At 42.2% G+C, this 19,617-nt stretch carries 20 protein-coding genes; all 20 read right to left on the bottom strand.

The window, feature by feature from the left end:
* Positions 1–4 precede the first annotated feature (4 nt).
* The 20 genes from MKZ25_RS04800 to recG all read right to left on the bottom strand — a co-directional run bounded on the left by MKZ25_RS04800 (position 5) and on the right by recG (position 19,615).
* Positions 5–778, bottom strand: coding sequence for a ribonuclease HII (locus MKZ25_RS04800; RefSeq protein ID WP_340800432.1), 774 nt, complete (start codon positions 776–778; stop codon positions 5–7).
* Positions 779–880: 102 nt separating this feature from the next.
* Positions 881–1,834: a ribosome biogenesis GTPase YlqF gene (ylqF, locus tag MKZ25_RS04795; protein ID WP_340800429.1), complete on the bottom strand. Its 954-nt coding sequence runs from the start codon at positions 1,832–1,834 to the stop codon at positions 881–883.
* Between the two features lie 267 nt (positions 1,835–2,101).
* Positions 2,102–2,665 (bottom strand): signal peptidase I, encoded by a 564-nt coding sequence (gene lepB / locus MKZ25_RS04790; protein ID WP_340800428.1) that lies wholly within the window; start codon positions 2,663–2,665, stop codon positions 2,102–2,104.
* Positions 2,666–2,846: 181 nt separating this feature from the next.
* On the bottom strand, positions 2,847–3,191 hold the full coding sequence (gene rplS / locus MKZ25_RS04785; RefSeq protein ID WP_340717615.1) for a 50S ribosomal protein L19: 345 nt from the start codon (positions 3,189–3,191) through the stop codon (positions 2,847–2,849).
* Between the two features lie 131 nt (positions 3,192–3,322).
* Positions 3,323–4,051: a tRNA (guanosine(37)-N1)-methyltransferase TrmD gene (gene trmD, locus MKZ25_RS04780; RefSeq protein ID WP_340800425.1), complete on the bottom strand. Its 729-nt coding sequence runs from the start codon at positions 4,049–4,051 to the stop codon at positions 3,323–3,325.
* Positions 4,048–4,569 (bottom strand): ribosome maturation factor RimM, encoded by a 522-nt coding sequence (gene rimM, locus MKZ25_RS04775; RefSeq protein ID WP_340800422.1) that lies wholly within the window; start codon positions 4,567–4,569, stop codon positions 4,048–4,050. Before rimM ends, trmD begins: the two co-directional genes overlap by 4 nt.
* 244 nt (positions 4,570–4,813) lie before the next feature.
* Positions 4,814–5,047, bottom strand: coding sequence for a KH domain-containing protein (locus MKZ25_RS04770; RefSeq protein ID WP_008403311.1), 234 nt, complete (start codon positions 5,045–5,047; stop codon positions 4,814–4,816).
* A 27-nt stretch (positions 5,048–5,074) separates the two neighbouring features.
* On the bottom strand, positions 5,075–5,347 hold the full coding sequence (gene rpsP / locus MKZ25_RS04765) for a 30S ribosomal protein S16 (protein ID WP_008403312.1): 273 nt from the start codon (positions 5,345–5,347) through the stop codon (positions 5,075–5,077).
* Positions 5,348–5,439: 92 nt separating this feature from the next.
* Positions 5,440–6,798 (bottom strand): signal recognition particle protein, encoded by a 1,359-nt coding sequence (gene ffh / locus MKZ25_RS04760; protein ID WP_340800420.1) that lies wholly within the window; start codon positions 6,796–6,798, stop codon positions 5,440–5,442.
* A 12-nt stretch (positions 6,799–6,810) separates the two neighbouring features.
* Entirely contained in the window at positions 6,811–7,146 is a 336-nt protein-coding gene (locus tag MKZ25_RS04755; RefSeq protein WP_340800418.1) for a putative DNA-binding protein, read from the bottom strand.
* 167 nt (positions 7,147–7,313) lie between these two features.
* A complete protein-coding gene (gene ftsY, locus MKZ25_RS04750) occupies positions 7,314–8,573 on the bottom strand; it encodes a signal recognition particle-docking protein FtsY (RefSeq protein ID WP_340800417.1) in 1,260 nt (419 codons plus the stop codon).
* A complete protein-coding gene (gene smc / locus MKZ25_RS04745) occupies positions 8,570–12,151 on the bottom strand; it encodes a chromosome segregation protein SMC (RefSeq protein WP_340800416.1) in 3,582 nt (1,193 codons plus the stop codon). The genes ftsY and smc overlap by 4 nt, the downstream gene beginning before the upstream one ends.
* A gap of 1 nt (position 12,152) precedes the next feature.
* Positions 12,153–12,914 carry a ribonuclease III gene (rnc, locus tag MKZ25_RS04740; RefSeq protein WP_340800415.1) on the bottom strand — a complete coding sequence of 254 codons (762 nt, stop codon included), beginning with the start codon at positions 12,912–12,914 and terminating at the stop codon, positions 12,153–12,155.
* A gap of 204 nt (positions 12,915–13,118) precedes the next feature.
* Positions 13,119–13,355 (bottom strand): acyl carrier protein, encoded by a 237-nt coding sequence (gene acpP, locus MKZ25_RS04735; RefSeq protein ID WP_008403327.1) that lies wholly within the window; start codon positions 13,353–13,355, stop codon positions 13,119–13,121.
* 335 nt (positions 13,356–13,690) lie between these two features.
* Positions 13,691–14,437 (bottom strand): 3-oxoacyl-[acyl-carrier-protein] reductase, encoded by a 747-nt coding sequence (gene fabG / locus MKZ25_RS04730; protein WP_340800414.1) that lies wholly within the window; start codon positions 14,435–14,437, stop codon positions 13,691–13,693.
* Positions 14,428–15,381: an ACP S-malonyltransferase gene (fabD, locus tag MKZ25_RS04725; protein WP_340800413.1), complete on the bottom strand. Its 954-nt coding sequence runs from the start codon at positions 15,379–15,381 to the stop codon at positions 14,428–14,430. Before fabD ends, fabG begins: the two co-directional genes overlap by 10 nt.
* Before the next feature lie 25 nt (positions 15,382–15,406).
* Positions 15,407–16,402: a phosphate acyltransferase PlsX gene (plsX, locus tag MKZ25_RS04720; protein ID WP_340800412.1), complete on the bottom strand. Its 996-nt coding sequence runs from the start codon at positions 16,400–16,402 to the stop codon at positions 15,407–15,409.
* Positions 16,399–16,971 carry a transcription factor FapR gene (gene fapR, locus MKZ25_RS04715; RefSeq protein WP_340800411.1) on the bottom strand — a complete coding sequence of 191 codons (573 nt, stop codon included), beginning with the start codon at positions 16,969–16,971 and terminating at the stop codon, positions 16,399–16,401. Before fapR ends, plsX begins: the two co-directional genes overlap by 4 nt.
* Positions 16,972–17,087: 116 nt before the next feature.
* Positions 17,088–17,507, bottom strand: coding sequence for a VOC family protein (locus MKZ25_RS04710; protein WP_340800410.1), 420 nt, complete (start codon positions 17,505–17,507; stop codon positions 17,088–17,090).
* 68 nt (positions 17,508–17,575) lie between these two features.
* Complete coding sequence (gene recG, locus MKZ25_RS04705) at positions 17,576–19,615, bottom strand: ATP-dependent DNA helicase RecG (protein WP_340800409.1); 2,040 nt, start codon at positions 19,613–19,615, stop codon at positions 17,576–17,578.
* Positions 19,616–19,617 lie beyond the last annotated feature (2 nt).

The raw sequence follows: 19,617 nt of genomic DNA, 5'->3' as shown, positions 1-19,617 counted from the left end.
GCCGTTACTCCCTTCTTTGAAGCATTGATTTAATCGGTTCAAATGTTTTTCGGTGATGATCTGTAGGTCCATATTGCGCGATTGCTTCCAGATGCTGTTTTGTTCCGTACCCTGCATGCTGGGCAAAGCCGTATTGCGGATATTCGGTATCCAGCTTCTCCATATAGTCGTCACGTGCCGTTTTCGCTAAAATGGACGCTGCCGCGATCGCCAGGCTGCGTGCATCCCCCTTTATGATAGATGCTTGCGGAATCGACGTCGAAAGGCTCATCGCATCGGCCAATATGAAATTCGGTGTAACTTCAAGTGCTTCGATACTTTTTAACATCGACTGTCGTGTTGCTTCATATATGTTGAGGCGATCAATTTCTTCGGCACTTTGAAAATGAACCGCATAATACAATGCATGTTTTTTTATTCTTTCAGCAAAGTCATTGCGCTTTTCTTTTGATAATTGTTTAGAGTCGTTTACACCAAGCAGTTCCTGGCAGTGATTCGGCAATATTACAGCCGCAGTTACGACAGGTCCTGCAAGCGGCCCGCGCCCGGCTTCATCTGTTCCCGCGATATACGCATCTTCATATGGTAAATAGCTTGCGTCAAATAGCAGCTTTTCATTATGTGCTTGTTGGAGCGCCTCTATCTTTTCCAGACGTTTTTGAAATTGTTTCCATGCTTTTTGAACGCCTGCCCGTTCATCCTTCGCTATCAAATCCATCCATGGTTCGATTTGTGCTGCTGTTTTCAATACTTCTGTAATCTCTTTAATTGTTTTCATTTCAAGTCCTCAAATCTCTCAATCTTACTGTTATATCGTCTACTTTTCTTATTATAAAAGAAAAAACCTTTCTCAAATAAATGAAAAAGGTTTTGCCATTCTTTATTCGTTGTTTTCTTGCTTTTTCTGGCGATTCAGCGCGGCTGTTTTTTTCCGGCGCTCTTCGTTTTCAAGGGCGATCGCTTCTTCCAGCTTCTCTTTTTCAAGTTGCTCGGAAACAAAATCAAATGTCAGTTTCCCCAGATTCTGTTCACGAATGTCGCGTACGATTAATACGGATACCTGATCATAGTCAATCTCCCCGCCTTGTCCAAATACACGGCGCAATTTCCCGATTGCATCAAATGTCTCGACAAGCTCTTTCGATACAGAAGAAATGTTATACCGTTCTTCCATGCGATTCGGATAGTGTGTTTCTAAAAAACGCAGGCCATATACAGCAAGATCTTCCATGTTCATAATCGTATCCTTAATCGCACCTGTTAAAGCAAGCTTGTAGCCGACTTCCTGATCTTCAAACTTCGGCCATAAAATTCCTGGTGTATCCAGAAGTTCGATTTCTTTTCCGACTTTGATCCATTGCTGCGCTTTCGTCACACCTGGCATATTACCTGTTTTCGCAAGGTTTTTCTTCGCTAAACGGTTAATTAAAGTTGATTTCCCGACATTCGGAATACCGACGATCATTGCTCGGATGGCACGCGGCTTCATTCCTTTAGACTTCATGCGCTCCCATTTATCCGCCAGAATCTCCTGTGCGGCTTTTGTGACCGCCTGTAAGCCTTTACCTTCCAATGAGTTAATTGCTACTGCTTTAAAGCCTCTGTCGGCGAAATATTGAATCCAGCGGCGTGTTTCCTGCTCATCGGCCATATCTTGTTTATTTAAAACGAGCAGGCGCGGTTTTTGATGGATGACTTCATCGATCATCGGATTACGTGAAGATAACGGTAAACGTGCATCGACCAGCTCAAAAATGATATCGACAAGCTTTAAACTTTCCGATACTTGGCGGCGTGCCTTTGCCATATGTCCCGGGAACCATTGAATTGTCATAATGTATAACCTCCTGTAAATTACGTACTTCTATTTTCAACAAAAAAATGAGGAGTTTAAACTGCCCCCTCATTTTAGACAATATTTAATATTTATTGTGATAAATAATCCTTCATCAAATATGGGGGTTGATTTCCATTACAGGTCGGACGCTTTCCGCAACCAACGACTTGATAAATGAGAAGGCGAAATCAACTCGCCTCCCCTTATCAACTGCTATAACAATTAAATATGTCATCCTCATCTATTGATTAAAATCGCTAAATATTACTTTACAATCTCAATTTCGTTTAATGGCCAGAAAATGATGCTTGTATTGCCGATAATTTCTTTCTGTTCGACGATTCCGATATGGCGGCTGTCTTTACTGAAGCGACGGTTATCGCCCATTACAAATACATAGCCTTCCGGGATCACATCGAGTGACGGATCGATATCTTTCAGCGAGAAGTCGCCGGTTAAATTACCTTCGCTTATTTCTGCTTTGTACGCGTCTAAATATGGTTCGTCGATTGGTTCACCATTAATGTATAATTGGTCATCCTTATATTCTACAAAATCCCCTGGAACACCGATGACACGTTTAATATAGTCCTTTTGTTCAGGTGCGTGGAATACGACGATGTCAAAACGCTCGGGTTCGCCGATTTTATAGCTGAATTTGTTGACGATCATACGATCACCATTTTCAAGGGTAGGCATCATTGAATCCCCGTCTACTACAATCGGTGTAAATAAAAAGTAACGAATAAATGCTGCAATCGCAAATGCGATCAGTAGAGCTTTTGTCCATTCCCACAGCTCATTTTTTTCTTTTTCAGTTTTTTCCACGTAGCTATCCCCCTTGCTCATCACATTTATTGTATACGAAATATGTATATCAAGCAAAAATCCAGTCTATATATTACATCAGATTATCTATAGTTTATTGTCAAAATCACATGTTAATACACAGTTTTTAATTTAAAGAAAGAAAGGGACTTGTAGATACAAGCCCCCTTCTAAAAAGTTCTTATCGAATTTCTTTAATACGAGCAGCTTTACCACGTAAGTTACGTAAGTAGTAAAGTTTAGCACGACGTACTTTACCTTTACGGATTACTTCTAACTTAGCGATTTTTGGAGTGTGTACTGGGAAAGTACGCTCTACACCAACACCGTAAGAAATTTTACGTACTGTGAAAGTTTCGCTAATTCCGCCACCACGACGTTTAATAACTACACCTTCGAACAATTGGATACGCTCACGAGTACCCTCTACGATTTTAACGTGTACCTTAACTGTATCACCTGGTTTGAATGTAGGTAAGTCTGAACGTAATTGATCTTTAGTGATCTCTGTAATAATGTTTGACATTGTTTTCTCTCCTTAGACAGATGCTCTTGCACGCTAATTCAAGCCACAGCGGAACACCGTAATTCAGTGCTTACATTGAAGCACAAACTGAATCTTACCATAATTATTTTAGGCTTGCAAGTAGTTTTGCTTTACATTTCACTTTTAATTTTTTCGATTATTTTCAGCTGCTTGTCCGTTAATTCGAGCGCTTCCAATAAGTCCGGTCTACGCTCCAGTGTCCGTTTGAATGACTGTTCTTCACGCCATGCATCGATTTTCGCATGATTGCCCGATAAAAGTATATCCGGAACTTTCATCCCTCTAAAATCAGCTGGACGTGTGTAATGAGGATGTTCTAACAATCCTGTAGAAAATGAATCCTGAATATGTGAATCTTCCTGACCCAATACACCCGGCAATAAACGTACAACCGCATCGATGACTGTCATTGCAGGAAGTTCTCCACCTGTCAAAACAAAGTCGCCGATCGAAATCTCATCTGTTACAAGATGCTCCCTTATGCGTTCATCATAACCTTCATAATGTCCGCAAAGGAATACTAAGTCTTCTTCCTTTGCAAGCTCCTCAGCCTTCTTCTGCGTAAAACGCGCGCCTTGTGGACACATGAGAATAACACGGGGCTTGCGGCCTTCTGTAATGGCTTCAACCGCCTTAAACATCGGTTCCGGCTTTAACACCATTCCCGCACCGCCGCCGTATGGGTAATCATCCACTTGTTTGTGCTTGTTTTCACTGTACTCCCGAATATCGGTCACTGCCAGCTCGACTGCCCCTTTTTCCTGAGCCTTTTTTAAAATGGATGCCCCAAACACACCTGTGAACATATCGGGAAATAAACTTAATACGTGTATCTTCATTCCAATAAACCTTCCATTACATGAATAGTGATTTTCTTTTCGTCGACATCAATATCTTTTACGATATCCTCAATGTAAGGAATGTAGTGCTTCTTACCATTTTGGGCTTTAACTTCCCATACATCGTTTGCACCCGTCTCTAAAATATCGGTAACAACGCCGATCAGTTCGCCTTCTTCTGAAAACACTTCACAATCTTTAATTTCAAAGTGATAGTATTCATTATCTTCAAGCTCATCTTCCGCCAATTGATCCATCGATACTTTTAACAGGCCTTCTTTAAATGGTTCCACTAAATTAATGTTTTCCATTCCTTCAAATGTCACCAATATAAAGTTTTTATGGCGTCTGGATGAACTGATCGTTACCCAAGTCGGCTTTTTATCATCCTTTTTGAATGCCGCGAGTTTGGATCCAACCGCAAAACGTTCTTCTTCAAAGTCTGTTGTCGATAAAATTCGCAGCTCTCCGCGAATACCATGTGTATTCACAATACGTCCTACATTAAACCATTCCATGTATATTCCACCTTTTATAATAATTTGTTACCACATAACTTTTATATACACCGTTGTTTGGAGTGAAGGCGGCGAAGTAACATTCAAATGCCTTTTGATTTGAATGTTGCTTTGCGACGAAAGCGGAGCGACAGGAGCACATGAACAATGCTTCTACGGTAACCGCAATAAACTCCTACCGTAACGGAAAACAACATTATCATAACAAAAAAAGAAGGGTTAGCAAAATGCCACCCTTCTTTTACTAATCCAATATATCGACATATGTCTTTTTCTTCTGGTGGCCGCCCGCTGCTGAGTACACAATCGTACGAATTGCCTTCGCAACACGTCCTTGCTTGCCTATCACTTTCCCTCGATCCTCTGGATGAACAAAAAGCTTATAAACAACTCGATTTGAAGTTTCGTCCGTCTCAATACGAACGTCTTCCGGATAATCGACTAACGGTTTCACAATTGCTTCAATCAGCTGCTGCATAATGCCACCTCCGAATTAATCATTGAATTATTTGCTGTATTTAGCGTTATGGAATTTTTCCATGATACCTTGTTCTGAGAACAGGTTACGTACAGTATCAGATGGTTTTGCACCATCAGTTAACCATTTAAGAGCTTTCTCTTCATCGATTTGTACTGTAGCTGGAACTGTAAGTGGGTTGTAAGTACCTACTGTTTCGATTTGACGACCGTCACGTGGTGAACGAGCGTCTGCAACTACGATACGATAGAAAGGAGATTTTTTAGCTCCCATACGTTTTAAGCGAATTTTAACTGCCATTTTAATAGCACCTCCGAATAAGTTTCACACAAGATATTATATTAGCAATGTCTTGATGGTTTGTAAAGTGTTTTTTCTTAACACCTTATTTTTTATTTAAATAATGAATCAAAACCAGGCATTTTCATTTTCTTTTTCCCTTTGCCTTGAGCCATGCCTGTCATCTGTTTCATCATTTTTTTCATTTCTTCAAACTGTTTCAATAAGCGGTTCACTTCCTGAATTGACGTTCCTGAACCTGTAGCAATACGCTTTTTTCGGCTCGCTGAAATGATTTCAGGGTTTGTTTTTTCATTTGGTGTCATCGAATAGATAATCGCCTCGATGCGTCCCATCTGCTTTTCATCGACTTTGACATTGTCAAGGCCCTTCATTTTGTTTGCACCTGGAATCATTTTCAATAATTCGTCAAGTGGTCCCATTTTCTTCACTGCCTGAAGCTGTTCGATAAAGTCATCAAACGTAAAACTCTGTGTCATGAACTTTTCTTCGAGCTCTTTCGCCTTTTCCATATCGACGTTCGCCTGTGCTTTTTCGATCAGAGAAAGTACATCACCCATACCTAAAATACGTGAAGCCATACGCTCCGGATGGAAAGGTTCAAGTGCATCCATCTTTTCGCCCATCCCGACAAATTTAATCGGCTTCTCTGTAACGGAGCGAATCGACAGTGCCGCACCACCACGAGTATCGCCGTCCAATTTTGTTAAGACAACGCCCGTAATGCCGACTGCTTCATTGAAGCTTTGTGCAACATTTACAGCATCTTGACCTGTCATTGCATCTACAACCAAAAATACTTCGTCCGGCTCTTTTAAACCGCGAATGTCTTTCAGTTCCTGCATCAGCTCTTCATCGATATGAAGACGACCGGCTGTATCGATTAATACAACGTCCAAGTGCTCTTCTTTTGCATGCTCGATTGCCTGACGTGCAATTTCAACAGGTGAAACATCTGTACCTAGTGAAAATACCGGCAGAGATAGCTGTTTCCCCAATGTCTGTAATTGCTGAACAGCGGCTGGACGGTAAATATCTGCTGCTACTAGCAATGGTTTTTTATTATATTTTTTACGTAATACATTCGCCAACTTACCTGTAGTCGTCGTTTTACCTGCACCTTGTAAACCAACCATCATAATGACAGTCGGCGGACGGTTGCTGAATTTAATCGGGCTTTGTTCGCCGCCCATTAAATTCTTCAATTCATCCTGTACAATTTTAATGACTTGCTGACCAGGTGTTAATGATTTCATGACGTCGACACCGACTGCACGCTCACTAACTTTTTTAACGAATTCTTTAACTACCTTTAAGTTTACGTCCGCTTCGATTAAGGCAAATCGGACTTCACGCATCATTTCTTTAACGTCTTGTTCCGTAACTTTCCCTTTACCTTTAATCTTTTGGATCGTACCTTGGAGTCGCTCTGCTAAACCTTCAAAAGCCAACTCGTTCGCCCCCTAATCCGATTCCTTCAGTTGTTCAACCAATGCCAGTTTCGCCTCTATCGTAGAAGCCTCATCCTCAATCGCATCTGCCAACTGTTTTAACACAATTTGACGTTGTTGAAACTTTTCGAATAAATTTAGTTTTTCTTCATATTCTTCAAGCATCGCCTCAGTACGGCGAATATTATCGTAAACAGCCTGACGTGAAATATTATAACTTTCGGCGATTTCTCCCAATGAGTGATCGTCCAAGTAATATAGTTCCATATAGCTGCGCTGCTTATCCGTTAATAACGCTTGATAAAAGTCGAAGAGAAAGTTCATGCGTGTTGTTTTTTCAAGTAGCATTTTTATCTCTCCAATCATAATTTGTCTATCTTATCATAATCTTGTGGGCAGTTACTGTCAAGGCAATCCCCTTGTCCGTAAGTCCAACCTTTTCTTCTGATTAGAAAAAGCAATTCGTAAAATTTTATACGAATTGCTTTTTGAATATAATTATTGAAAAATAATTGTTACTCTTCTGCTTTTTCCAGTTCTTTTTCCAGTCCTTCGGCAAATAAACCATATACATAACGTTCTGCATCAAATGGCTGCAGGTCGTCCATTTTTTCACCAAGTCCTACAAATTTGACAGGGATGTGCAATTTGTTGCGGATAGCTAATACGATACCGCCTTTTGCCGTACCATCCAGTTTCGTTAAAACGATACCTGTTACATTTGTTACCTCTTTGAACATTTGAGCCTGAACAAGCGCATTTTGGCCTGTTGTCGCATCCAAAGCAAGGAGTACTTCATGCGGTGCATCCGGAATTTCACGGGAAATTACACGATGCACTTTTTCAAGTTCGTTCATTAAGTTGACTTTGTTTTGCAGACGGCCGGCTGTATCGCAAATTAAAATATCGACACCACGGTTTTTCGCTGCACGAATCGCATCATACATTACTGCTGCAGGGTCGGAACCTTCTGACTGGGCAATGACTTCTACACCGACACGGTCGCCCCATACTTGCAGCTGCTCAATGGCACCGGCACGGAAAGTGTCTCCCGCTGCCAGCATCACAGATTTCCCTTCCGATTTTAAACGGTGAGCCAATTTACCGATTGTCGTTGTCTTGCCGACACCATTAACACCAACAAATAAAATAACCGTTAAATCTCCGCTTTGCTGAATATTTAATTCTGTTAAATTTTCTTCACCAGACTCATAAATTTCAACAAGCTTTTCGGAGATGATCGCCTGAATTCCATTTGTATCTTTAATATTTTGACGCTGTACTTCAAAACGTAATTTATCCATTAATTCCATCACTGTTTCAAAGCCGACATCCGCTTGCAGCAGTACATCTTCCAGCTCTTCAAAGAAATCTTCATCCACTTTGCGGTAACGTGCAACTAAATCGTTTACTTTAGAAGTGAAAGAATTACGAGTTTTTTCCAATCCCGCTTTAAACTTCTGTGTAATCGACCACGCAGACTGCTTTTGAGGTTGCTCCTCAACTTCAACTTCTACGTCCGATTGATTCAAATTCTCTTCTTCCACAGGCTGTACTTCTTCAATTGCAGGCTGCTCAACTGTTTCTTCCTGCTCTTTAACAGCAGTTTGTTCAGTTTCGGATACTTCTTCCTCTACCGTTGCGATTAATTGATTTTCTTTCTGTACTTGATCGTCAAGCGGTAACAAATCCACCTGTTGATCTTGCAGTTCTTGCTGTTCTTTTTGTTCACTGCTACCTGCCAGTTTTTCTTTCAGTCGCTTAAAAAAACTCATTTTCCGCCACTCCCTTGCGCTACTAATTCAGCATGTTCTTCCAGTTTTACCGATACAAGTTTCGATACACCCGACTCTTGCATTGTTATCCCGTACAGAACATCTGCCCCTTCCATCGTGCCTTTACGGTGCGTAATGACGATGAATTGAGTATGCTCACTAAATTTACGTAAATATTCACTATAACGCACAACATTCGATTCATCCAATGCTGCTTCAACCTCATCCAAAATACAGAATGGTACAGGTCGTGTATTTAAAATCGCAAACAATAAAGCAATAGCTGTTAATGCACGTTCTCCGCCGGAAAGCAGACTTAAGCTTTGCAGTTTCTTCCCTGGTGGCTGGGCAATAATTTCAATGCCTGTCTCCAGCATATTATCAGGATTCAACAGCACCAGGTCAGCCGTACCGCCGCCAAACAGCTCTCTGAAGGAAACGACGAATTGCTTGCGGATCTGCTTAAATGTTTCACTGAAGCGTTCTGTCATTTCTTCATCCATCTCACCGATTGCTTTGTGCAGCGTATCTTTTGCAGCGACCAAATCTTCTCGTTGTTCACTTAAAAATGTATAGCGCTCCTGGACACGCTCATATTCTTCAATCGATGTTAAATTGACTGGACCAAGTTCTTCGATCGATTGCTTCAAAAGCTTCACCTTTCGTCGAACCTGTTCTTCGTCTTCTATGCTGATCGCTTCTTCCCCGGCAGATAAAATATCAAGTTCATATTGCTCGAGCAACTGCTCATGCAAACTATTCATTTCAAATTCAATTCGGCTGCACTTCAGCTCCAGAGTACGCAATGCATCGACATAGCTTTTGTGTACACGCTGTATTTCCTGCAGGTGAATTTCATTTTCCGTAACTTGCTCATGCAAAGTAGTACGCAAAGTACGGTTCTTTTGAATGATTTCTGTCAGTGCGTCTTTTTTCTCCGTCCATTCGACAATTGTTTGGGCCAATTCTTCTGTTGATGGTCCGTTTAAGCCATCTTCCGATTCCACCCAGTCGATTTCCCGGGAAATTTTTTCGACATTTGCCTGTGCTTTCGACAAGTTCAGTTCGATTCCTGCAATCGATGCCTGTACTTGTGTCAATTGCTCCTGGGCTACAGCAAGCTCAGATCTTTGTTGGGCCAGCTGTTCGCGCAACACATCTTTTTGTGTTTCACTTTGCACCTTAGCAAGTGTCAATTCATCAACGGTTTGCTGAATTTCCTGTAATTCTTCACTTAATTCGGCTAATCGTGCCTGTGCGGCTGCCTGCTGTTCGCTTAATGACTCCTTACGTGTCGATAATGAAGTCTGTTCCGACTGCGTAATTGTGACCGTCGTCTGCAGGTTCTTCACGATCATATCGAGCTCCATAAGTTTTGCACGATGAATTTGTTCTTGCTCACGCAATGATTCACCTTGCAGCTTCATCTCTTCCAATGAATGTCGTAAGGCAGCAATCTGTTCTTTTTTCGTCGCTACTGTTTGCTCGGCAGAATGGATTGTTGATTCCATTTCTCCCAATGTTGATACGAGTTTGTCGAGTTCCGCTTTACGCGAGAACAATGAACTTTGCTGTTTTACGGCACCACCGGTTAAGGAACCACCGGCATTCACGATATCCCCTTCAAGTGTTACAACACGGTATTTAAACCCGCATAAGCGTGCAATTTGACTTGCGCCTTCTAATGAAGATGCAACTAGTACATTCCCTAAAAGGTTTTCAATGATTGTAGTATTTTCTTGTGCATAGTTTACTAGCTCATATGCCAAGGCAACAAATGCAGGGTGTGATTGAATATCGCTTAATTGCTGTGCATGGATTTTCCGTGAACGCATGACTGTTTTCGGTAAAAATGTTGCACGGCCTGCACGTTTTTGTTTCAGCCAGCCAATTGCTTTTTGGGCATGCTGTTCATTTTCAGTCACAATATGCTGGGAAGCTGCACCTAATGCTGTTTCAATTGCCTGCGAGTATTTCGCCTCGACTTGGATCAGCTCGGCAACAGCGCCTTCGATTCCTTGCAGCTCTTTACGGTCCCGCGCTAAAAGGACTTCCTTAACACCATGGAAGAAGCCAGAAAAGTCAGCCTCAAGTTCTGCCAACGTTTCTTTTCGTGATTTTAATTGCTGATGATGCTGATATGCTTTATACAATAACGCTTGTTTTTCATCTAAATCGGTAGTCGCTGATTTCAACTGAAGCTGCATAACATCAAAATGACTAAGCTGCTCTTTGACAGAAAGCTCTGCCTGTTCCAACGCACGTTCCGTCACTTCTTTTGTAATAAGTGCTTCAGTCAGTTCTTTTTGAATTTCGGATGAACGACCAGTCATTCGCTCAACAGTTGCCTGCTCCTGCGAAAGTTGCTGGTCGATATGTTTTAATTCATTTTTTACTGTCGCTTCCTCGTTAAGCAAGTTAATGTACGTATTTTTCGCATCTTCAATTTCCTGTTCAATTTCCGAAGCAGAGCGTGTTAAAGCTTGCTCGACCTGCTTTAATGTCGAACGGATTTCGGATACGATTTTTTGCTTCTCAACATACTGACCGCGTTTTTCCCGTTCCGCCTCTAGCAGATCTTTTACCGTATTGGATGCTTCCGTTAAGCTTTCGCGTAATTGCTGGATTTGTTTTTCGGCATTTGAACGCTTTTCATTAAACAGCGCTTTACGCCCTTCCCAACGTTCCACTTCTGCGCTCGCCTCAACAAGCTGTTCTTGGGAGCTGTCCAGTACTTCATCAATCGCTTTTAACTCCGTACGCATTTGGCGCAATTGTTGTTCAACTGCCGCAATTTCAGTTGCATGTTCTTTTTCGGTTGCCGTCAATTTCCGTTGCTCTTCGGTATAGTCTTGCAATACTTTCCCGTTCGCACGGATATCATGAACCATTAATGCTATATCAAAATCCTTCAGTTCTTCTGTCATCCGCACATAATCTTTCGCGCTGGAAGCCTGAATTTTCAATGGCTCCAGGCGCTGATCGATTTCATGCAAAATATCGAGAACCCGATTTAGATTTTCATCTGTTTCAACAAGTTTATGCTCCGCTTTTTTCTTGCGCAGCTTATATTTTAAAACACCTGCAGCCTCTTCAAAAATACTGCGGCGGTCATCTGGGCGGCTGTTGAGAATTTCATCGACCCGTCCTTGGGAAATAATTGAAAAGGCTTCTTTCCCAAGCCCCGAATCCATAAACAGGTCTGTAATATCTTTTAAACGACACTGCTGGTTATTCAATAAATATTCACTCTCGCCCGAGCGATAGACACGTCTTGTCACACTTACCTCTGTATAAGGAATTGCTACTTGTTCGTCTGTATTATCTAAAACGAGTGTAACTTCAGCAAAGTTCAGTGCTCTTCTTGATTCACTTCCCGCAAAAATAACGTCTTCCATTTTGGCTCCGCGCAGACTTTTGGCAGACTGCTCTCCTAATACCCACCGGATTGCATCTGTTACATTACTTTTCCCACTACCGTTTGGTCCTACAACTGCTGTAACACCAGGTACAAAATCAATCCCGATCCGTTCGGCAAATGATTTAAAGCCTACTACTTCGAGTCTTTTAAGGAACATGTTATTCCTCCTCTTGCTTTGACTGCTTAAGCATCAGCATGGCACTTTGCGCTGCTTGCTGCTCAGCCTCTTTCTTTGATTTCCCACGGCCAATACCTAACTCCTGGCTGTTTAACAATACGCGCGAAACGAATGTTCGATTATGCGCTGGGCCCTTTTCATCAACAATCTCATAATGTAAAAGGCCGTTGTTTGTTTGTTGAATAATTTCTTGTAATTGACTTTTAAAATCCATCACATGCGAAAAAGCACCGACTTCAACTTTAGGGAATACGACACGTTCTAAAAATGCGACAACTACTTCCAGACCTTGGTCTAAATACAGGGCTCCGACAAATGATTCAAATACGTCAGCAAGCAATGCAGGACGTTCGCGACCACCTGTTAATTCTTCGCCTTTACCGAGTAAAACAAATTGTCCGAAGTTCAGTTCATTCGCAAAAACAACAAGTGATGGCTCACATACGATTGAAGCACGTAATTTCGTAAGTTCCCCTTCGCTCATATTCGGAAATTTTTCAAATAAATATTTTGATACAGATAACTCTAATACAGCGTCCCCTAAAAATTCTAATCGCTCGTTGTCCGTAAATAATTTGCGGCGATGCTCATTCACATAAGATGAATGTGTAAATGCTTCATATAATAAATCTTTATTCTGGAAATGAATGTTCATTTCGTTTTCTAATACTTGAAATTGTGATTTCACTTTTTCAGGGAGTACACCGGGTTTCTGGTTGTTCCCTTTTTTTCTATAGGTCATGTACTTTCTGCCTTCCTTCTAGTTTCTATCGTTTAGTTTACCTTGTTCTATAGCATTGTGCAAAGGGTATCAGTCAAAATCCTATCAAATTTCGTTATATTTATTCAGCTCACTAGAAACCGCTATTTAACGAAATTTTCAGACGAGAAAAAGGCTGTACAAAAGTCGTTGTGACTTAGTACAGCCCTATGTTTTATAAATGAATTAGCTAATTTTGCTTTCGATGTATGAAATTGCATTACCAACTGTTGCAATTTTTTCTGCATCTTCATCAGAAATTTCCATATCGAACTCATCTTCAAGTTCCATTACTAACTCAACAACGTCTAATGAATCTGCACCTAAATCCTCACGGAATGATGCTTCTAATTTCACTTCGCTTTCGTCAACGCCTAAACGGTCAACGACTACTTTTGAAACACGCTCAAATACTGTAGACAAATCAGTCACCTCCCCTCAATGCACGCTACTTTAATAATATCACTAACAATACTTTCTACTACTAACAAGCGAAATTAGAGCTCGCTTTCCACGGGCGGTGCCAATCCTCCTCGTCGCTACGGTGCTCCTGTCGCTTTCGCTTTCGTCGCAAATAAATTTCCTGCGGTGTATCGGCAGTCCCGCTATTCCCGTAGGGAGCTTGCTTGTGACTGTCGCTAACGCTTTCGTCACAGAGAAAATCTTGTAGCGAAAGGCTTAGCCGTCAGCTACACTCGAGCTCATTTCGCTAATTCTTCCATAAATATTTACAGCCTGAAGCTTATATTTTAATCATATTAAGCCATTACCATGCCGCCGTCTATTTGCAGGGTTTGACCAGTAATGTAATTGGCACTGTCTGATGCGAAAAATACGACCGCTTTTGCGATATCTTCCGGTTGACCAAGTTTTGCCAATGGAATCTGCTTAAGCATACCTTCTTTCAAATCCTCCGGTAAGCCTTCTGTCATTTCCGTTGTAATAAAGCCTGGTGCAATCGCATTGACTAAAATATTACGTGATGCAAGCTCCTGCGCAGTTGTTTTCGTCAGACCGATCACACCTGCTTTTGCCGCTACGTAGTTTGCCTGTCCGGCATTTCCGGCAACCCCAACAATGGAAGAAATATTAATGATGCGACCTGCACGCTGCTTCATCATTTGTCGCGTTACAGCTTTTGTACATAGGAACACGCCTTTTAAATTCGTATTGATGACGTCATCCCATTCGTCATCTTTCATACGCATTAATAAATTATCGCGCGTAATGCCCGCATTGTTCACTAAAATATCAATCGAACCGTACGTATCAAGCGCCGATTTCATCAAATTCTGTACAGAATCCGAATCTGCTACATTCGCCTGTACGGCAATTGCTTCGCCGCCATTTGCTTTAATTTCTTCTACGACTTCCTGTGCCTTTTGCTCGCTCCCGCTGTAATTGACAACGACTTTCGCACCTTCACTTGCCAATTGTAATGCAATCGCGCGACCGATACCGCGGGATGCCCCTGTTACGACAGCACATTTCCCTGTTAAACCCATTGTTTCCACTCCTTTGATGCCTCAACAACTTGCGTCAGACTCGCCTCATCATATACACAGTATGTCTGTACATTGCGGTCGATTTTTTTCACTAAGCCTGATAATACTTTTCCAGGTCCGCATTCGATAAAGACCGTTACCCCTTCAGCAATAAGCTTTTCAATGTTTTGCTGCCATTGTACGGAGCTAGTAACTTGTGCAACCATTTCTTCTTTAATCGCTTCAACCGTTGTTAAAAGCTCTGAAGTCACATTGCTCACTACCGGAATTTTCGGTTCCTGTAATGGTAGATTGGCTACCGTATTTTTTAAATTATGTGCCGCTTTCTGCATTAATGAACTATGGAAAGGACCGCTTACAACTAATGGTAAAGCTCGTTTTGCTCCTGCTTCCTTCGCTCTTTTACATGCTTCGTCAACACCCTGTTTCGTCCCTGAAATCACAATTTGGCCAGGACAGTTGAAGTTCGCTACTTGAACGACTTCTCCTTCAGCGGATACTTGTTGGCAAATGGCATCTAGCTTTTCTCCATCCAACGCCAATATAGCTGCCATTGCTCCTTGACCTGCAGGTACTGCCTCGTCCATAAATACACCCCGTCTATGAACCGTTTGAACTGCATCTTCAAAATCAATTACTCCTGAAATGACAAATGCACTGTACTCTCCTAATGAATGTCCCGCAGTATAATGCGGTGCAATACCAGCTTCAATCAGCTTATTTGCGATCATCACCCCTGATGTCAATAATGCCGGCTGAGCATGGTATGTCAGTGTTAATGTTTCCTGTGGACCGTTCAACATATAGTCCGTCAATGGAAGGTTCAACACTTCATCTGCACGTTCATAATACTGTTTGCTTACTTCATCATTCGCAACAAACTCCGCACCCATCCCTACAGTTTGTGAACCTTGTCCTGGAAAAATAAAAGCAATTTTTGTCATTTGATAATCCCCTTTGTAAAAAAGCTTATTCCGGCTTTGGCAATTGCTCGATTTTTTCGGCAATCGTCTCGCATACTTTATGCTCTACCATAATTGTCGCTTGGCGGATTGCACTGTAAATCGCACGTGCATTCGAAGAACCATGTGCTTTAATAACAGGTGCTTTCAGGCCGAATAAAGCCGCCCCACCGTATTCTGTATAATCCATTTTATCTTTTAACTGTTTTAAGTCATTTTTTACTAATGCAGCAGCAATTTTTGTTTTTGTTGTGGCAAATAACGCATCTTTCAGCATTTTGAAAACCGTGCCTGCCGTACCTTCAATCGTTTTCAGCACCATATTGCCTGTAAACCCGTCCGTTACGACAACATCAGCTACCCCATTCAATAATTCACGTGCCTCCACGTTGCCTTCAAAGTTAAAATCCGCTTCTTTCAGCATTGTGAATGCCGCTTTCGTTAATTCATTACCTTTTTTATCTTCAGTTCCGATGTTTAACAGTCCAATACGAGGCGCTTTTTGACCGCGTACCTGCTTCACATAAATATCACCCATAATGGCGTACTGTAGTAAGTTTTCAGGTTTTGCATCGGCATTCGCCCCTAAATCAAGCATAAGGAAGCCATCACCATTCATCGTCGGTAATGTTGTTGCCAATGCGGGACGTGCTACCCCATCAATTCGCCCTACTTTGAAAAGTCCGCCCGCCATTAAAGCACCCGTATTCCCTGCCGATAAACAAGCGTCCGCCTTTCCTTCAGCAACGGCATCCAGCATACGAGCCATTGAAGAATCCTTTTTGCGGCGTACTGCGCGTGCCGGGTCATCCTCTGCCTCAACAACTTCACTGCAATGAACAACTGTTAGGCGATCGTGATTTTTTAAATACGGTGCCATCTTCTGTTCATCGCCATATAAGTCAATCGTTAATTGCGGAAAATCTTCAAGCGCAATATAAACACCTTCTACGATTGCCTGTGGTGCGTTATCTCCGCCCATACCATCTACTGCTATTTTCATGTTGTTTCTTCACCTTTCATCCGATACATTTCAAACTCTCCCTTGAAAACTATTTCATTATCAACAGAAGAAGTCACTTCGATAAATGTACGGTTTTTATGAGGGTTTTCACCTTTTACAATTGCCTTCGTTACGACACGATCGCCTGCACGAACCGGCTTCACGAAAGCAACATTTGATTTTACAGTAAGGGCAAGCTCGTCATCAATCACAGCAACCGCCAAAGAATTGGCCTGTGCAAATAAATGGTGACCGCGCGCTATGCCGTTGCGCTGGAAAACATGTTCTTCTCCAACATCAAATATTGAAATTGCCCGATTATCCAGCTCTATATCAATAATTTCACCGATGACCTCATCAAGTGGCAACGATTTTACTTCATCATATTTCTTAGCAGCAACATCCTTAATACGTTCACGCAATTCCGGAATAGCGAGTTCCATGCGATCCAATCGAATTGTTTGAACGCTCACATTAAATTCAGCTGCTAATTGTTCATCTGTCACGAAAGGATTGTCTGCGATCTGTTCAGTCAATAACGACTGTCGCTCTTTTTTGGAACGCTTCATCGTATTTGTTACCTACCTTTAATTTTCTAAAAGATTAGTATTAGCACTTGGTACTAATATCAATATACATGTATAAAAAAAAGAACGCAACAACTTTTTGTTGCGTTCCTGAAATCTTATTCCTCAAGGCTTAGCTGCCACAGCACACCAAACTTATCTGTTACTTGCCCATAGCACTTGCTCCAAAAGGTTTCCTGCAACTCCATTACGACCTTTCCGCCATCTCTTAAACCATCGAAAATAAATCGGATTTCCTGCTCGTCCTTTGACGTATAGGCAATGCTGATATTGTCCCCTACCGTCACTTGCGGAGAGCCCGGATACGTATCGGAAAACATCATTTGACCTTCCTGCAGTTCAATTTGTGCATTCATGACCAAATCTTTCGCTTCTGGCGGAATGGGGTGTTCAGGATTTGGCGGTAATTCTCCAAATGTTGAAATCGTTACACTTTTGGCATTAAACAGTTCTGCGTATAACACCACTGCCTCTTTTGCCTGTCCATTTAGCACGAAATACGGATACATGTTTCCCATCTTATAACCTCTTTTCACCATTTTTAAGTAGCCTAAATAGTTTCCCACCAATTACAGAATCTAATCGTTTAATCGATTCGTTCTCCTTGCAGAACACCAGAGGCCGTTAAATCTTCCCGCAAAAATTCATATTCGGGATCTTGCCAGAATGCTTCATCATAGAGCATTTTCTCGGCATCCTGTCTAGCTGTTTCAAGTGCCCTGTAATCATGGACAAGATCGGCTAATTTAAATTCCGGCAATCCGCTTTGTCGTTTCCCGAAGAAATCCCCGGATCCGCGCAGCTCCAAATCTTTTTCAGCCAGGCGGAAACCGTCATTCGTCTCGGTCATACTCATCATACGTTCTTTTCCTTCATCTGTTTTCGGGTCCGCAATCAGTACACAATACGATTGATGTTCACCACGGCCGACACGACCGCGCAGCTGGTGAAGCTGTGCTAAACCAAAACGCTCGGCACCATAAATTGTCATGAATGTCGCGTTCGGTACGTTTACCCCAACTTCGACAACAGTTGTCGATACAAGTACATGAATTTCCCCATCACTAAATGCACGCATGACCGCATCCTTTTCGTCCGAATGCAGTCGACCATGCATCAGACCGATTTCAAAACGGTTGCCGAAATACGCCTTCAACTGTTCATAAGCTTCCACTGCATTTTGTACATCCAACTTGTCGGACTCCTCGATTAACGGAGCAATGACATACGCTTGTCGACCCGCTTCAAGTTCTTGGGTCATACGCATCAGCACGCTGTTCAGCTGTTCTTTTTTCAGCCAATGTGTTTCAATTTCTTTCCGTCCGGCAGGCAATTCATCAATAATCGAAACATCCATCTCGCCAAAAGCCGTAATGGCCAATGTACGCGGAATAGGCGTTGCGGTCATGAAAAGCACATCCGGATTTTCGCCTTTTTCACGCAGTACACGACGCTGTTCAACACCAAAACGATGCTGTTCGTCCGTAATGACGAATCCTAACTTCCTGAATTCAACATCCGGCTGAATGAGTGCATGTGTCCCAATGAGAATATCGATTTCTCCTCCTGCGAGCTGCGCCAACAATTCACGGCGCGCCTTTGTTTTTGTGGAGCCCGATAATAGAGCGATCTTGACGCCGATCGGATCAAACCACATATGCAAGTTTTCTGCATGCTGTTCTGCTAAAATTTCGGTCGGTGCCATTAAAGCCCCTTGATACCCTGCCGTTACAGCTGCATACAGGCCGATTGCCGCCACGACCGTCTTCCCTGAACCAACATCTCCCTGAAGCAGACGGTTCATACGTTGCGGCAGCAGTAAATCCTTGCAAATTTCATTGACAACCCGCTTTTGTGCACCTGTAAGCTCATAAGGTAAAGTTGCAATAAATTCCTTTAATTTTTCCAGATCAAAGCGGACGGAAATCCCTTTTTCATTTTCCTTATTCGCTTTTCTCAATGCTTGAATACGGAGCTGGAACTGCAGTAACTCCTCGTATACGAAGCGGCGTCGCGCCTGTTTGGCATGGTCTGCACTTTGCGGAAAATGCACCCCTTCAAGTGCTTCTTGAATATTGACCAGCTGGTAGTTTTCACGCAGAAAATTCGGCAATGTTTCAGGCAGTTGGTCCTTTACAGTATCCAGCGCCTGGCGCATATATTTACGGAAACGCTTTTGCTGAATATTCCCCTTTAAACTATAGACAGGCTCAAAATCGACTTGTTCTGTTTTTGGTCCGAATGTCACGGACGATCCGACAATTACTTGACGTCCGCGATCCCATTTCCCGGTTACCGTAATGATGCCGCCAGTTGAAATTTTTTGCCGCAAATAATTCTGATTGAAAAACACGACTTTAATTAAATGTCTTCCTGCAAGGGCTGTAAATTGCAGGCGGGATTTGTTTTTCCCTAAAAATAATACGGTCGGTTCACTTTCGACACGTGCTTCAATCGTCACACGTTCATTATGCGGTGTTTCGGTCAGATCTTTTAATCGAAAATCTTCATGGCGGTATGGAAATGTCCAAATCAAGTCATGGATTGTCTCGATGCCAATTTTCATTAAATTTTCGGCTGTTTCTTTTCCGATTCCCTTTAATTGTGAAACTGGCTCATGAATCATTG

The sequence above is a fragment of the Solibacillus sp. FSL W7-1464 genome (assembly GCF_038004425.1).
Lineage (GTDB): Bacteria > Bacillota > Bacilli > Bacillales_A > Planococcaceae > Solibacillus.
This window is presented reverse-complemented; position numbering and strand designations above follow the sequence as displayed.